Source organism: Bradyrhizobium nanningense, from assembly GCF_004114535.1.
Classification (GTDB): domain Bacteria; phylum Pseudomonadota; class Alphaproteobacteria; order Rhizobiales; family Xanthobacteraceae; genus Bradyrhizobium; species Bradyrhizobium nanningense.
Window position 1 is genome coordinate 1 of the sequence record NZ_LBJC01000002.1, and the last position, 15378, is coordinate 15378.

Annotated in this window: 11 protein-coding genes and 2 pseudogenes; 7 read left to right on the forward strand and 6 right to left on the reverse strand. The window is 60.1% G+C overall.

From position 1 onward, the window contains the following. Positions 1 to 911 (reverse strand): IS21 family transposase (istA, locus tag XH84_RS00010; protein WP_245471573.1); only part of this gene is annotated, 911 nt, incomplete at its 3' end. Positions 912 to 2478: 1567 nt separating this feature from the next. On the opposite strand from istA, the gene XH84_RS00015 reads away from it, so the two are divergent. Both XH84_RS00015 and XH84_RS00020 read left to right on the forward strand, forming a co-directional pair. Next, on the forward strand, positions 2479 to 3228 hold the full coding sequence (locus tag XH84_RS00015) for a P-loop NTPase family protein (RefSeq protein ID WP_128947931.1): 750 nt from the start codon (positions 2479 to 2481) through the stop codon (positions 3226 to 3228). A gap of 59 nt (positions 3229 to 3287) precedes the next feature. After that, positions 3288 to 4007 (forward strand): hypothetical protein, encoded by a 720-nt coding sequence (locus XH84_RS00020; protein ID WP_128947932.1) that lies wholly within the window; start codon positions 3288 to 3290, stop codon positions 4005 to 4007. A gap of 279 nt (positions 4008 to 4286) precedes the next feature. On the opposite strand, the gene XH84_RS00025 is transcribed toward XH84_RS00020, so the two are convergent. Next, a complete protein-coding gene (locus XH84_RS00025; RefSeq protein WP_208757026.1) occupies positions 4287 to 4544 on the reverse strand; it encodes a hypothetical protein in 258 nt (85 codons plus the stop codon). An 11-nt stretch (positions 4545 to 4555) separates the two neighbouring features. Between XH84_RS00025 and tnpA the strand changes: the two genes are divergently transcribed. Beyond that, positions 4556 to 4978 (forward strand): IS66-like element accessory protein TnpA, encoded by a 423-nt coding sequence (gene tnpA / locus XH84_RS00030; protein ID WP_128947933.1) that lies wholly within the window; start codon positions 4556 to 4558, stop codon positions 4976 to 4978. Positions 4979 to 5104: 126 nt separating this feature from the next. On the opposite strand, the gene XH84_RS00035 is transcribed toward tnpA, so the two are convergent. From XH84_RS00035 to XH84_RS00045, 3 genes are read right to left on the reverse strand one after another with little or no spacing between them, the layout of a single operon-like run. Continuing rightward, positions 5105 to 6118: a tyrosine-type recombinase/integrase gene (locus XH84_RS00035; protein WP_128947934.1), complete on the reverse strand. Its 1014-nt coding sequence runs from the start codon at positions 6116 to 6118 to the stop codon at positions 5105 to 5107. After that, positions 6115 to 7029, reverse strand: a complete 915-nt coding sequence (locus XH84_RS00040) for a tyrosine-type recombinase/integrase (RefSeq protein ID WP_128947935.1) — start codon at positions 7027 to 7029, stop codon at positions 6115 to 6117. Before XH84_RS00040 ends, XH84_RS00035 begins: the two co-directional genes overlap by 4 nt. Beyond that, positions 7029 to 8267, reverse strand: coding sequence for a tyrosine-type recombinase/integrase (locus XH84_RS00045; RefSeq protein ID WP_208757028.1), 1239 nt, complete (start codon positions 8265 to 8267; stop codon positions 7029 to 7031). Before XH84_RS00045 ends, XH84_RS00040 begins: the two co-directional genes overlap by 1 nt. A gap of 152 nt (positions 8268 to 8419) precedes the next feature. Here XH84_RS00045 and tnpB point away from each other — a divergent pair, with 152 nt between their 5' ends. The 3 genes and pseudogenes from tnpB (at position 8420) to XH84_RS00060 (ending at position 10967) form a co-directional block, all read left to right on the forward strand. Next, the gene (tnpB, locus tag XH84_RS00050; RefSeq protein ID WP_128947936.1) at positions 8420 to 8743 is read left to right on the forward strand and encodes an IS66 family insertion sequence element accessory protein TnpB; all 324 of its coding nucleotides are present in this window, start codon (positions 8420 to 8422) and stop codon (positions 8741 to 8743) included. A gap of 50 nt (positions 8744 to 8793) precedes the next feature. Next, a pseudogene (gene tnpC / locus XH84_RS00055) lies at positions 8794 to 10368 on the forward strand (IS66 family transposase). Then, positions 10365 to 10967 (forward strand): plasmid pRiA4b ORF-3 family protein, encoded by a 603-nt coding sequence (locus XH84_RS00060; RefSeq protein ID WP_128947937.1) that lies wholly within the window; start codon positions 10365 to 10367, stop codon positions 10965 to 10967. The pseudogene tnpC and the gene XH84_RS00060 overlap by 4 nt, the downstream one beginning before the upstream one ends. A gap of 42 nt (positions 10968 to 11009) precedes the next feature. Here XH84_RS00060 and XH84_RS41550 read toward each other — a convergent pair. After that, positions 11010 to 12482: pseudogene (locus tag XH84_RS41550) on the reverse strand (NEL-type E3 ubiquitin ligase domain-containing protein); the annotation flags it as partial. Between the two features lie 898 nt (positions 12483 to 13380). Between XH84_RS41550 and XH84_RS00070 the strand changes: the two are divergent. Next, positions 13381 to 13680, forward strand: a complete 300-nt coding sequence (locus XH84_RS00070) for a hypothetical protein (RefSeq protein ID WP_245471556.1) — start codon at positions 13381 to 13383, stop codon at positions 13678 to 13680. Positions 13681 to 15378 lie beyond the last annotated feature (1698 nt).

Genomic DNA, 15378 nt, shown 5'->3' on the forward strand with positions numbered 1-15378 from the left:
CGCGTCACGCCGAGCCGCCGGATCGGCCGCTCCTCGTTGAGCCTGGTGAGCAACTCGCCGATCGCTGCGTTGACCTCGGCGAGGCTGTAGAAGGTGCGATGGCGCAGCCGGCCGAGCAGCCAGCGCTCGACGATGAGGACAGCCTGCTCGACCTTGGCCTTGTCGCGCGGCTTGCGTGGTCGCGCCGGCAAGACGGCCGTGCCGTAATGCGCCGCCATCTCCGCATAGGTGCGATTGATCTGCGGGTCGTAGAGGCTCGCCTTGATGACCGCGACCTTGGTATTGTCGGGCACCAGCAGCGCCGGCACGCCGTCGATCGCCGCCGAGGTGCCGACGTGGGCGCTGATCCAGTCGGCGAGTCCCTGCGTCCACGTCGCCTGCGCATAGGTGAAGTTCGAGGCGCCGAGCACGGCGACGAAGATCTGCGCCGTCCTCCGCTCGCCGGTGAGGCGGTCGACCACCACCGGCACGCCGTCGCCCGCGTAGTCGACGAACAATTTGTCGCCGGCCGCGTGTGACTGGCGCATCGTCACCGACAGGCGACCCTCCCAGGCGCGGTAGAGCTCGCAGAAGCGCGAGTACCGGTATCCGCCAGGCTCGGCGGCAATGTACTCCTCCCACAGGATCGACAGCGTCACGTGCTTGCGCTTGAGCTCGCGGTGCACCGCCGCCCAGTCGGGCTCGGCGATGCGGCGGTGACCTTGCCGGTTGCCGTTGCCGGTCTTGGCGAACAGGCGGGCCTCCAGGGCCGCGTCCGTGAGTTCGTCGGGCAACGGCCAGCTCAGACCTACGGCCTCGAACCGCCGGATGGTCAACCGCACCGTCGAGGGTGCCGCGCCCACCCGTCGCGCAATCTCGCGGCTCGGCAGCCCGGCCGCCTTCATTCTGATCACATCGCGCACACGGCGCATCGCAAGCCTCTCCGTCGGCATCCAGGTCCCCTTCGCAAAGCCGAAAGGGTTGCCCCTATGGGAGCCAGAAGAGGTCTCGTCACCCGGGCGACATCATCCCGGAATGGTGGGCGACATCATCTCGGAACGGGCGGGCGACTTCAAATCGGAATGGTGGGCGAGATCATCTCGGAATGCTGGGCGACATCGAGCGGAATCCGCATTTTGCGCAAACGCGTTAAACATGGCGGCAGTCCGAGTTAAACTTCAGGTAAGCCAAATAAGACAGAGATTGCCAACCTGCCAGAGCCCCGGATCGGAGCTCTTCGCAGCGCCAGGGGATCGCTACTTTCGGCCGGCCTTCGGCGGCAGCTTCGAGCTCGACCCCTCCTTTCAGGCATCCCTCGATTGTTACAGTGAGTATCCGGCTTAATCGCGTTCAGGAGTGTTCGAGTTGCATTGCCTTGCCATGCCGGCGCTATATACCGTTGCGCCGGCAGGATCGATGCCCCCTGGAGCGCAAACTATAGTGGGCGGCCTCACCATGCTGCGGTTGTTATTCCATATGAAGTAGAGCATGACGTAGCTGCTTTAGGCCGAGGCCGAATTTGCAGATCAATTACGTCAAGCGCGATCGATCAGAAGAAAGAGAACTTGACGCACAGCTCGCAACCCATTTCAGGCGGACTTGCTAGCATATCGAAGGGTGGTCAGAGTGGGCGCCTTAAAACCCTAGCGTATAGTATCTTCTGCCCCAAGGAAGCGCCCAACGAGAGTGCACACCCGCCAGGCTATCGTTCATTCCACTAAGAGTCCTTTTCGCCCCGTAGTACGTAGCTCGGCGAAATCTCTGTCCGAGACAAGATCGCCGGTTCCGACCATTCGACGTCGGCTTCTTTTAACGGAGCATCCGATATCGCTTCCCCACCGGTGCTGCACCGTCGGCCAGAGGTCAGCTCTCCCTTCGATCTTGGTCTCAGTGGCAGCGATAATCTCGCTGCAGAGCGACAGATGCATGCCTCCTATTGCGTCACCAACGCGTTTCAGCGTTCGCATATCCCGACATTCTTCAGCAGAGTGAGAGCTCGCTCGTTCACGGTCGCCCCTCGGGAACTAGCCAGCTAATTCGCTCTCGTCCGAAAGAAGACGATCTGATCCAGCAGACCTTTGATGGTCTGCCAACCCATAGTCGGGCCGCATAGCATCGGCTTGATTTGCGCTCTCATCGAGCTCGCAATCTGACGTAACGTAAGACTCGTTTGCTTCATGAAAATTGGATGGTGGCAGCGACGGCTTCCATAGCTCTTGGCAATGCAACGATCACCGCCGGCAGAAAGTTGATTCTTGGCCCGCGCATTCCAGCGGCACAAACCTCACGTAAATCGCCACTACAAGTGATTGCTCCCATTCTCGGGCCTGCATCATCACACGACGTTACTCGCTTGATGTTGAAAACGTCTATCAGTTGCAGAACTCTCGCACCCAAGGTTCATTGCCCCTTCTTTCCGCCATGTTCGCAACCAAAGCAGAGACGCGCTGATTGCGCACTTCGCGCGCGGCGATAGCGAGAGTCTCAGGAGACGTTTCTATGGTAAAGCCAGTGGTAATTGTGGTCGGCGCGGACAAGGGAGGAGTCGGGAAGACGACCGTATCACGAACGCTACTGGACTACTTCAGCGTGAACAACGTGCAAACACGCGCATTCGACACAGAGTGGCCTCGGGGAACGCTGAAGCGCTTTTATCCTGGGATTACTGAGATCGTCGACATGACGACGACCACGGACCAGATGAAGATCTTCGATACCTTGAATTCAGGGCTGTCCGTCACTGTCATCGATGCTCGCGCAGGCCTACTTTCCTCTGCGCTGGCTTCCTTGCGCGACATCGGCTTTCTGGACTCGGCACGGTCTGGCCAGATCACATTTGCGGTGTTCCACATCCTTGGATCATCCATCGCGTCGCTAGACGAGATCGCGGAAACCGCGACTTTCATGAGCGGCGCAAAGTACTACCTGGCCAAGAACTTCATTAACGACACTCAATTCTTCCAGTGGGACCAAGCGACTTACAATTCCTATTTTCACCGCATCAAACATGCGACTGAGTTGACCATACCGAAGCTTAACGAGATGGCCTATGAGCAGGTGGAGATCGCATCCGTCCCATTCATAGACTTCGTCGCAAACAAAGCACGGAACGATGAACCCGCGAACAACTCCTTCGTGCTGCGCGGCTATGTCCGGCACTGGCTGGCAAATGTCTGGAGCGAATTTGACCGAATCAACTTGACGGAATTGGCCGGCGCCAAGTCCGCCACCCGGACCGGCGAGAAGTAGTCGCATATCTGGCGAGCTCAGGTCGGGCCCACGTACGGAACGAAATTGATCTGCTGGCTATGTTAGCGACCCCCATCTACATCATCTGCTCTCCTAGCCCGCAGGTCGGTAAAACCCTCATCGCTCGGGCCATGAGCGAGTTCTTGCTGCTGAAAAACGGCACAGCGCTGTCGTTTGATGTCAACTTGAAAGATCCGTCATTGCTCGACTACCTTCCCAACATCACGGAGACCGCGGATGTGATCGACACTTACGGCAAGATGCAGCTGATGGACCCTCTTATCATCCACGATCGTGTAGCCAAGGTAATTGACCTCGGCTTTCACGCCTTCGACGAATTCTTCAAGATGTGCGAGGAGATTGGCTTCATGAAGGAGACAGCGCGCTGCTATGTCGCCCCTATCATCCTCTTCGTCGCAGCCGCAGACCGTATCTCCTTGCGCGCTTATGAAATGCTGCGGCGGCGAATTCCGCCGAGGTCGCTGATCACCGTCCACAATGAATTCGTGCTGCACGGCGGATTACCCGACGCGATGGATAGCGAGCGGGTGATTCGCATTTCCGCACTTCCGCTGTTCCTCAAAAGATATATAGACCGGCTTAGCTTTTCCTTCACTGGATATCTGCGCAACGAGAAGGACTGGTCCACCGAGCTGCATCAATGGATCCGACGGAACTACAGTATGTTTCGCGATCTGGATTCGAGTGTGACGCTGCGAAAGTCCGATCGACCGCGGGGGACGGATATCGATAGCCTACGTTGCACAAAGTCCACTTGAGAGTTCGGCCTGGTTGCCATCTATTCGCCCGGGCTCTGAATGGTCGTTGATCCCTGAGTTCGATGGCGTTCGCAACGCGAAGGCATGGAGTTTTGTATGCGACTCTTCGCTTGGATCTCCATCCTTACCGTAATCGTCCCGACGGACAGCACGAGGGGCAATTGACGGTGGCTCATTCGCGAATGCCTCTTTCAAAGAGCACGTCCTCGAAGGAATCGATGACTCTCTTGACGTTGTGATCGGTTAGGCGGATCGGCTGGGCCTTCCTTCGGAGGGCGCTCATAGCTCAAGGTCGAGTTTCCCGAGCACCTGATGCAAGACCGCACTTTTGATCTCCCGGGCGATCTCGTTTCGTATCTCTGCGCCGAGGACCCGCTCGGCATCGGCATCGCCTGTCAGGCCATGCTCGGCCAGTCGCCCATTCAAGCGGGTTTCAAACTGTACGCCCATGGCGTCGACGGTAAGCGTAGCGCCGAGGCCCTTCAGATTGCCTGTGCGCAGCCTTGGGAGCACCGTTAGAAGAGTCATCTTCGGCAAGGGTGCTCATAATGGACGACCATTCGGACGACATAAGACGACCGTTGACGCAGCGTATCGAAGTGTATGCTGGCGCAGGCCGGAAGCAGTGGCCGGATGCTTTGAAGGCACAGATTGTCGCGGAAAGCCTCGAGCCAGGTGCGGTTGTAACAGATATCGCACGCCGCCATGGCTGCCGGCCGCAGCAGGTGCATGACTGGCGGCGCCGGGCGCGTTCAGGTCAACTGGTGCTGCCGGCTTCGGCGGATACACTATCATTCGTGCCTTTGGTGTCGGAGACGTCGCTGCCGGCGGCTGCCGCGCCCTCCGGATCGCCCGAGGCTGCCGCTGTTACGGTTGAGTTCCTAGGGGCACGGGTGGAGGTGCGCGGAACGCCTGGGCTTGCCGTGCTGAGTGATGTGTTTGTGGCATTACGCCGGACACGTTCATGCTGACGGCTCCCGCTGGCCTCATGATTTACGTTGCAACCCGACCTGTAGACTTCCGGAATTATGCGGAGCCCACGATTATGCGGAGTGTGCGGCGGGAAGTTGGTTCCCGCCGCGGTCTTCTCGCCTGTTTCACTCCGCATAATTCGGCTTGCGTCCGGCCACATTCAGCATGGCCAGGAGCTTGTCGGGCGCCCGGAATCGACCGGGCGTCAGCATTGGCGGCGACATGGCGGCGAGCGCTTCGAGCTTCTCTGTCGGATCGGCGCGAAGGTAGACCTCGGTGCTTTGCAGGCTGGCGTGTCCGAGCCATAGCGAGACTTTCCGGACGTCGCGAGTCGCCTGAAGCGTATGCATGGCGCAGGTATGGCGCAGTACGTGCGGACTGACGCTTTTGCCGGCGATCGACGGCGCCTTGCGAGCGGCGGCGGCGACATGCTTGGTCAGGATGTATTCAAAGCCCGAGCGGGTCATTGCCTGAGCACGGGCGTTGAAGAACAGCTCAGGAGCGTCGGTGACTGGGCGCACTTTGAGCCAAGCCTTCACGGCTGCAGCCGTTTGTTTCCAGAGCGGCAAGACACGTTCACGACGGCCCTTACCCATGATGTGCACGCTGGACATGGTCTGGCGGTCGATCTGATCGAGCCGGAGGCCGACTAGCTCCGACACGCGCATGCCTGCGGCGAAGGCCAGATGCAGCATGGCTCGATCACGGATGCCGGACACGGTGCTCGCGTCTGGCGCATCTAACAGAGCCTGCAGCTCGTCACGAGTGAGATAGCCGACGAGCGCCTGATCGGTCTTCTTCATCGGGATCGCATGGATCCGACGTGATTGGTCGAGGCAGGATGGCACCCTGTATTCCAGATAGCGGAAGAACGAGTTGATCGCAGCGAGCCGGGCATTGCGAGTTCGCGCCGAGTTGCCGCGCTGCCTCTCTAGATGCTCCAGGAATGCCAAGATCAGCGGCGCGTCGAGCCGTTCGATCTCGATCTTCGATGGCTTGAGCTTGAGTCGGCCGGCGGCAAATTGGAGCAACAGCTGGAAGCTCTGGGCATACGCCTCGCAGGTATGCTGGCTCGCCCTGCGTTCTTTGGGCAGGTGCTCGCGCAGGAAGCTGCTCAGGTAGGGGGCGAGCGCAGTCATGCGGCGCCTCCAATGAGCAATGCCTCGCCGGCCTCGGCGATCTGGCCCATTAGGGTCGGCGTCGCCTGCAAGTACCAATAGGTGTCGGTCACGTGGGCGTGGCCGAGGTAGGTGCTGAGCGCCACGATATGGCGGGCGATCGCAGCACGATCGTGGCGGCACTGCTCCAGCGAGCGGACCGCGAAGGTGTGGCGCAGATCGTGGATGCGCGGATCTCGCCCCGCGCAGGCGCCCCTGAGATTGGTACTGTCGAGGAGTTGCAGGAAGATGCGTCGCACGGTGTTGTAGGGCAGCGACTGTCCGGCAACCGATACGAAGAGAGCACGATCTGTGGTGGTCAGCGACCGCCGGGTGACCAGATATCTGTCGAGCGCCAGCCGAGCTGTTGCGTGAAGTGGCAACAGCCGGCTCTTCTGGAACTTGGTCTGTCGGACGACGAGCCCATCGGCAGTTACATCGTCGATCCGCAGCGCCAAAGCTTCCGCGATCCGCATGCCGGTAGCGGTGAGCAGGCCGAAGAGCGTTACGTACATGGTCGGTCTGATCGAGCCTACCGGCCGGAGTGCCGCCGCAGCGCGAAGCAATCGTGCGATCTCGTCCGCACTATAGATATAAGGCGGTCGCCGCTTGACGACAGCGTGGCCGAGTGCATCCGCCGCCGGAACCTGATGGCGCGGATTCTCGGCGTGCATCGCCAGCGCGAACCGCCGCACGGTAAGCAACCGGTTGCGGCGCTGCTCCGGTGACGGCGCTCGTGCGGCCCATGCCAGGACCCGGGCACTTCTGATGTGCCGGTCGCCGTGCTCCTCGGCGAAGCTGACGTAGCCCCTCAGCAGGATTTGCTGGACACGGAACTTGAACCCCAGCGACTGCTGCTGGTCCACATATTTGGCCAGATATTGACTCAGCATCACGCATCTCCCGGCCAGGGCTGCGCGATCTGCAGCAGCATCGTCACGTCGACTTTGGCATAGTGCGCGGTCATGTCAGGCGAGCGGTGGCGGAGCACGGCACCAACCGTGTCGAGCGTCGCGCCGCCCCGGAGCATGGCCGTCGCGGCCGAGTGTCGAAGCAGGTTGGCCCCATTCGACGGAGCGGTGATGCCGGCCTTTCGTATTGCACAGCGCACAACGTCAGAGACTACGCTCGACCTTGTCAGTGGTCGGATTGGTGCGTTCAACATGAAGAAGATTCGACCACCGACGACGTGCGGCCGGGCTTGATCCAGATAAGCGAGCACGGCATCACCGGCGTCTTGCGGCAATGGTAATCTCGTTTCCCGGCGCCCCTTGCCACGAACCGACAGCGTGGCTTGTTGCCAATCAATGTCGGTGAGACGAAGAGAAAGAATGTCGCTGGCTCGCAAACCCAGTCGCGCCAACAGCAGCAAGATCGCCCGATCACGCACGCCAGTCGCCGTGGTCTGATCGCACGTTGCAATCAACGTCTCGACATCCGACGAGCGGATGTATCGCGGCAGCGACGACAGTCGCCACTGCGGAATGATTGGCACAGCCTGATCGAGTCCAGCTCGGCACAACCCCCGCGCGCTGAGGAACCGCAAATATCCTCTCAGCGCCATCGTCATCGTCTTCACATAGGCCAGCGAGACCTGCTTCGTCTCTGCAATGATCACGTCGCGAATGAGCTGAGCATTCCAACTTCGCGGCCTGATGCCAAGCGCCGGGAGCAGCCGCATGACCATGCGACCGTGCCGATCTATTGTCAGCTCTGTGACGCCGCGATGCTGTCGCAGCCAGTCCTGGAACTCGACCACCCGGCGGTGGGGCGTCGGTAATGCGGGCTTCGGCTTGCGCTGGACGATTCCGCGCTCGCCGAGAAACTCGATGAACCGGCGTACCCGCCTCACGTACTTCGCGGAAACGCTCCTCTCGCGACGGATGCCGGGGCATCGACAGCGATGCCGAGCGAACCGATCGGCGACGCCATCATCGATATCAGCGACTGCGATCTTGGCCAGCGTCAGCCATTGCGCGAGGTGACGGGCTGCAGCGTCATAGCCGCTCACCGTCAAGCTCTTATGCCCCAACACCGTCAGGTGTCGTGTGAACTCCGTCACCAGCGGGGCGAGATCGCCTGCGTCCATGCAGCGCAGCCCGTGGCAGTGATCCTCACTCGACTTGGCCATTCCTTGTCTCCCTTTCGTTGCCATCAAGGCAGGAAGGGAGGCCTCAGATTATGCTGAGTGAGAAAGAGGGCAGCAGGAACTAAACTGTTGATAACGAAGCGGGTCTCGGATTGAACGGCCGCACACTCCGCATAATCGTGGGCTCCGCATAATTGCGGTTATGTGGTGCACCACATAACAGAAAGGGCGCGGATGGCTTGGCACTCTTGGCGAAGGAGACGCTGGGCCACGATCCGATGAAGGGCGTGGCAGTGGTCTTCCGTGCGAAGCGTGCCGATCGGGTGAAGATCGTCGTTTGGGATGGCAGTGGCCTTGTGCTGTACTGGAAGCGGCTTGAGGGCAGCGCCTTCAAATGGCCGCCGGTTGTTGACGGTGTGATGCGGATGAACGCCGCGCAGCTGTCGGCGCTTCTGGCCGGCATGGATTGGACACGCATGCACGCACCTCGAATCCCGCAGCCGAAAGCACTTGCGTAGGGAATAAAATCTTCGCTGCATCGGGGCGCGAAGCATGGCAGACTCGGGCAATGAGTGATTTGCCTGATGTGCTGCCGAGCGATCCAGCCGAGTTGCGTGCCTTTGCCGCGGCTCTGCTGGAGCGCTGCGCCAGGCTCGAGCGGTTGCTCAAGCTTGCAAAAGATGCGCAGTTCGGTCGATCCTCGGAAAAGCTTGACGCTGATCAGCTCCAGCTTGTTCTGGAGGATATCGATCAGGCCGTCGCGGCTCTCGAAGCAGCCGAGGATCGTGCCAATCCCAAAACATGCGAGAAGAGAGCTGCCGAGCGCAGGGCCAATCGCGGTCAGTTGCCGGAGCATTTGCCACGCATCGTTGAAACACTGATGCCGGCTGCAACCTGCTGCCCATCCTGCGAAGGCGATCTCGTTGAGATTGGTCACGATGAGAGCCAGAGGCTGGACGTCGTACCGGCGCAGTATCGCGTAATCGTCACCCGCCGGCCCAAACTGGCCTGCCGCGCCTGCCAGGGCGTCGTTCTCCAGCACGCTGCTCCCGAGCGACTGATCAGGGGTGGATTGCCTACCGAGCGGCTCGTCGCGCATGTGATCGACGCCAAGTATCATTGGCATTTGCCTCTCTACCGCCAGGCGCAGATGCTGGCAACCCACGGAATTGCCATTGATCGTTCCACGCTCGCCTTCTGGGTCGGCTATGCTGCCCAGGAGCTGAAGCCCTTGTGGCGCCGTCTGCGCGAGGTTTTGCTCGCCTCGGCAAAGCTTTGTGTCGATGAGACCCCGTTTGTGTCGATGAGACCCCGGCGCCAGTGTTGGATCCGGGGCGTGGCAGGACCAAAACCGGCTACTTCTGGGCGCTCTCGCGCGATGACCGGCCTTGGGCCGGACCTGACCCACCTGGGGTGATCTATGCCTATGCACCGGGCCGCGGCGCCGTCCATGGCTTGAGGCTGCTCGAAGGCTACCGTGGCATCATCCATTGCGATGGCTATGAGGCCTACAAGACCATGACACGAGAGACGCGTGCGGACGCCCTGTCCGGTACGCTCGCGTTCTGCTGGTCGCATCTACGGCGTCAGTTTGTGAAGATCGAGCGCGAAGCGTCGCCGGCACCGGCTCCGGTTGCCCGCGAGGCCCTCGCGCGCATCGCCCAGCTCTATGCGGTCGAGAAAGCCCTCCGCGGCCGAGCGCCGCGCGGGCCGACAAGCGCATGCCCGGCCTCTGGCTGCAGCCTTGAAGCAGTGGTTCGAGGCAACGCTTGATCACCTTGCGCAGAAAAGCGACACGGCGAAGACTTTGCGCTATGCGCTGCGTCATTGGAACGGCTTGACGCTCTACCTTAATGACGGGCGCATCGAGATGGACACGAATGCGGTCGAGCGTGCGATGCGGCCGATCAAGCTCAATGCCAAGAACGCCCTGTTCGCTGGGTGCGACGAGGGTGCCGAGAATTGGGCATTGCTGGCTTCGCTCATTGAAACGTGCAAGCTCAATGGCGTCAGCGCCGAGCGCTGGCTCTCCGACGTTCTCGCGAAGCTCGTCAATGGCTGGCCTGCGGCGCGACTGGACGAACTGCTTCCCTGGGCGTCGACCTACACGATGCATGCGCACGATCCGAGGCTAGCAACATGAGCCTGAACACGACCGCCGTCCGGATCAGGGTAACCCTCAAGGACGTGAAGCCGGAGGTGATGCGTTGCCTTGTCGTACCCGTCACCCTGCGCCTTGATCGGCTGCATCTGACGCTTCAGGCGGCGTTTGGCTGGACGAACAGCCACCTCTTCGAGTTCCTAGCTGGCGAAGGACGTTGGGGCATCCCTGATCCCGACGGTGATTTTGGCCCCCAGCCGATCGATGCCCGCAAGGCGCGGCTCTCCGATATCGTTCAAGAGACAGGCGCCAAGACGATCCATTATCTCTATGACTTCGGCGACAGCTGGGACCATGTGATCAAACTCGAAAAATGGTTCGACAACACGACGATAGAGGGACTTCCCCTCCTGCTCGAGGCCGCCGGTCGTTGTCCTCCGGAGGACGTCGGCGGTGCGCCAGGCTATGCCGACTACCTCGACGCCATCGGCGACCCTACCCATCCAGAACATGAAAATATGCACCTCTGGGGGCCCGAACAGTTCGATCCCAACGTCGTCGACCGGAAGACGCTCGAGGCCGCCGTCAACGCATTGTCCGGAATTTGGAAGCCGCGGCGGCGCGCCACGCGGCTCAAATAGACGTCAAGCGTCAATCAAAAGGGCCGCAGAGCTACGCTTACCGTCGACGAGCCGCTCCTGCATTTCAGCATAGACTTGGGGTGCGATGCGCCTCACCGCACTTTCCCATGGTTGCCAGCGCGCTGCCAAATAGTTCGGAAATTCCGCCGCTTCCTGGTCCCGCACTGATGCCTCGGCCCTGGCCACATCCTCCTCGGTCACGTGAGAGACGTTCGTGAAGCGCATGTCGGGAGCGATTTGCCTCAGCTCCAGCGCGTCCCGCAGCTGGGTCTGGTAGGCAAGGTAGACCTCGATCTCATCGACGTCCGCGCCGGGATCGGCACGACGAAGCGAGTTGACCCTCTCGCGCGCGATCCCATCAAGCGCTTCCAAGCGAAACATGACGCGGCCGTTCTGAAGCAATTCGCCGACTCGCCCGTCATAGACGCCGTCCTGCACATCAGCGTTCAGGCGCGCTGTCTGCATGCCGTTCCAGACCAAAGTAATGCGATCTTCGCAGCTCGCGTTCGCTCCTGAAGCCAACTCGAAATACTACTCGCGCAAGCGCGGCCTGACAGCTGCCTGCCGCAGATCTTCGGCAACCGCCTGACGGAACGTCTCGTGATGGTAGTTCAAGGTGCTCCGGAGCCTGTCAAGGAAACGTGCATAGTCCGCGGCCCCCGGCTCATGGGCGAAGTGTTGCCAAGCGGCCACTACCGTGGGCTCGCCCTCGAGCCACTCCGCGGCAACCTCTTGCAGGGACCGCGCCGCAACCTCCAACGCTCCACTCATGGTCGAGATGAAAACCTGAGGGCCGGCATAGTGTCTGGCGCGCATCGCTGTTGCCAGGCCGACCTGCACCCAATCGGCGAGCGGATTATTCTCCAGATTAACGCTCGACTCGCGGCTTAGACGCGTCAGCAGCGTCTCGGGCACGCTGGTCAGCTGATTGTTGCTGGCGCCGAGCCATAACAGCTGGTGCGGGACGGTCTCAGGCAGGTTGGTCAGCCGGTTGTGGCTGGCGCTAAACCATTCGAGCCCGGCCGGAAGAGGCTCGGGCAGCTCCGTCAACTGATTGTACTCGACGTTCAGAAGCTGGAGCCCGGCCGGAAGCCGGGGTAGGTAGGTCAGGCGGTTACCGCTGGCGTCCAACTCCTGAAGCGTTGCTGGAAGGTGTTCGGGCAGGCTTGCCAGCCGATTGTTGTCGACATTCAGGCGGCGCACGCCGGCCAGAATGGGCGCAGTTAACATAGTCAGGGACAGGGACGACAGAGCTAGCGGCTCATCGAGATCACCCGTGCCCCGCCAAGCCCTCGTAAGACTTACCGCCTGTTGCCGATCCTCATGTTGCGCCTGCCCGTCTTCGGCAGCCCAGTCGGCCAACACCTCCTCCTGCCAGGCAGCCGCCTCGGCAGCGGACGCGTGCACGTCCCTCAAGACCTCTCCCCACTGCGACGCGGCCGGAGAGCCCGGTTGGGAGCTTTCGGAATCAGAAGTTGCGGAAGGAGTACCTGCGCCGAGCTGTTCTGCGTTCATCGATATGGTTTCTTAGGTAGCAAAATGGAGCGAACGCGCCGGGTCGGCGCATCTTAGAACTGGTAGTCCCCCCTATCGCTGACACCCCACCGGCCGACCGAAACGAGGTGTGATCCCACAATCGGGCCGTCCCGCACGACCGGCGCGAATACGCTTCTGCAGGTGCCACCGAGCAACTGCAGGCAGTGCAGCCGGCAACATCCCGCCCGTGGATCGGCTGATATCGGAGTCCACCCCGGTCTCGCCTGCGAGGTCTGAACCTTTTGAGCCGAGCCTGCGAGCGAGTAGCGATGTTCATAATGTGGAAGCTAGCTGTCGATAAGCTGACGGACACCGGAGCGACGGGAAGACTGATGGCCCCCCATCGATTTCTCAACCTTAAGCTCGGTCCTGCGCAGATGAATCAGTTCGAGCTAGACCGCCTGGTGCCGGGTGCAGGCACGACGGCAGCGGCGCCCTTACGCCGGCAACTTTGCTGTGGCTTGGGGCGAGCTAGCCCCACTGCCATTCTCCGCCTGGCTCAAGACCTAGTCCTTCTGTTTTGTTCAATTCTGTAGTTCTTGGCGATCACATCGGCGATTGCGAATGCCCGTAGCAGCGCGGATCTATTTAAGTACTCTCCGGCCACACCAATCCTGTGGAGCGCTGGAATTGTGCAGGACACACGATCGCGGCGCCGCGAAAACGCGAGGATCTGCCGCGATTTATCGTCACACGAGCAGTGTAGGGTGATATTGATTGGTAAGAGTTGCATACATCGAACTGCTCGCCGCGTCGGGGAAGAACGACGCTGGAAGTCGCAAGTCCTCGGCTCAACTAATCGGCAGGAATGCAAAGCCGAGGGACGGCCGCTCGACGACGATCGCCATGCTTGATACTCCAGGGACGAACATCTGTGATGACTTCGATTGATGATACACTAAGTGAGATCAGATGGCTGCGAAACGACATCTGGCGCTGCCGTCGGTTACTTAATGCTAGTCTTCCTGGCGCTGAGCGCAAGCTCGTTGAGAAGCGGCTACTTGAACAGCTTTCTGCCTTTGAAGGACTCTTGTCGACGGCGTTTCCTTTGGCCTTGGGGCCAAAAGTGTGTTCGGTCGAGAGGACCACGATCGGGCGAAGCCATTCCCCTGAAGCGGTCATCGAGAACGCCGCGATGGCATCAAGCGTTACATTCGGCAAGTCGATCAGCGGCTAACAAACGAGCTTCCTAGCTCAATCTGTTGTCTTGAGGCCGGCGGTCCAGCCGAAGGTAATCCCAAGCTGGGAAATGCAAGAAAAACCTGGATGGTCTTCTACCTGTCACAACCGACTTCGCCACCTTCCCTAAAATACCTAGTCGCCGACCACGACACCATAGATTGGTGAGTAGTCCAGAATTCCTGCATATGTCTGGCCCATTATCTCTACAGCTGACGCAGATTGTCCGTCGGACACTTACAGCGAACCGATAGCCCTCTGACGAATGCCTCGGAGTCGCCGAATGCTGCAGCGCTCAATAAAGCACAAATGCTGCGGTACGAAATCAAAATTCGGGGCGCACTACAACCTCGTAACACGGGTGGGTGCACCGTCTATCGCTGATCGAGGCCAATCGATTCACGGATCAGTCCTCAGATAGTTGAGCTGCACCTCGCAGGTTGATGCTCCAGCTCGATCGCCTTTCAGCCAACGACCTGGCCAAACCCCAGCGCCAGTCAGTCTGAACATCTCACTATCGTTCGAGTTCGCAACTGCCGCCCCTCACTCTCGATGAAGGCCTACGGGACGCCTATTCAGAGATTCTCTCGGTCCGTTGTTTCCGTCCGCGGCGGTTGGCATCATGCGTCGGCATTCGCGGCGCAAGTTTTTGAAATTGTCCTTAAGACAAAAAATGGCCACATCAACATCGCTACGGCCTGTAAAGCGGTCACAGAAGCGACTCACGTCTGGTTTGCACGACACCAAGACGTCCTCGGCGCGACGATCTCGCGCGCGAGCGTGTGCTGTGCACCACGTCGCTGCGATCGCGATCGCAGCGAGGGCGGCTGCACCGCGATGCGCGTTGCAAGTCCAGCCCATTCGTCGCAATTGATTCACCACACCTCTCTTAATCCGCATATGCTTCACTATTTTTCTTTGCCCCGCGAGGGCGATCCGTTTACCGGATTGCAACGCCTCGGCAGCCACCGGCTCGCTGTTCCGGGCCGACGCAATGATTAGAGGGCCCGAATCATCGTCCCTCAACGCGCAACACGCATTGCGAAGACCGGGATGCAACAGAGATCGGCCGTTTAGCGCTTGTGTACCGATGTTGGCTCCCGATATGGCGTTCTGCTTCGCAATGCCTACAACCTGACGCTACGGTCGATTCAAGCGCTTTAAGCGCGCAGGCACCGCATATCATCTCATATCAGCGCTTCTTCCAAACGACCGGCCACCGACCGTCTCCTGTGCTCAGGTCGGAAGATACACCAATCGGATGGCCTGGACTTGTGCATCATTGACGAGTCTTACGGACTCATATTCGCCAAGCACCATGGCCTCTGCGATAGGCATCGTATCATCTTCGGGTGCCATCTCGTAGCTCTTACATGCGCGGTTGGTGACGCGAACGTCCAAAGTCTTACAATAAGATGCAGCGATCTGAGACGCTGGGTGGAGACCGATACAAAAGCCTGCCTTGCCACTAGCCGCCCAGATATTCCTTGAAACGGCACAGCGATTGCTGGGTGAGGATCAGCCAGTTGCGAAGGAAGCGGTGGCGGCGGACCGGGGTTCCAATGAGGCTTATTCGATTCATTCTGATTGATCTGGCTTTGATGCTGCTCGCACCTGAGAGTGCAGAGGCCACGATTATGAGGACCTGCGCAGACTTCAAATCGGCTCGCGAAACTTTGGGATGCTTGAGGCCGAT

Bases quoted from the DNA above. Each gene is read 5' to 3' on its own strand.
- XH84_RS00020 (WP_128947932.1), top strand. From the start codon at position 3,288: ATGTTAGCGACCCCCATCTACATCATCTGCTCTCCTAGCCCGCAGGTC.
- XH84_RS00040 (WP_128947935.1), bottom strand. From the start codon at position 7,029: ATGCTGAGTCAATATCTGGCCAAATATGTGGACCAGCAGCAGTCGCTG.
- XH84_RS00045 (WP_208757028.1), bottom strand. From the start codon at position 8,267: ATGGCCAAGTCGAGTGAGGATCACTGCCACGGGCTGCGCTGCATGGAC.
- XH84_RS00070 (WP_245471556.1), top strand. From the start codon at position 13,381: ATGACTTCGATTGATGATACACTAAGTGAGATCAGATGGCTGCGAAAC.
- XH84_RS00035 (WP_128947934.1), bottom strand. From the start codon at position 6,118: ATGACTGCGCTCGCCCCCTACCTGAGCAGCTTCCTGCGCGAGCACCTG.
- tnpA (WP_128947933.1), top strand. From the start codon at position 4,556: ATGGACGACCATTCGGACGACATAAGACGACCGTTGACGCAGCGTATC.
- XH84_RS00060 (WP_128947937.1), top strand. From the start codon at position 10,365: ATGAGCCTGAACACGACCGCCGTCCGGATCAGGGTAACCCTCAAGGAC.
- XH84_RS00015 (WP_128947931.1), top strand. From the start codon at position 2,479: ATGGTAAAGCCAGTGGTAATTGTGGTCGGCGCGGACAAGGGAGGAGTC.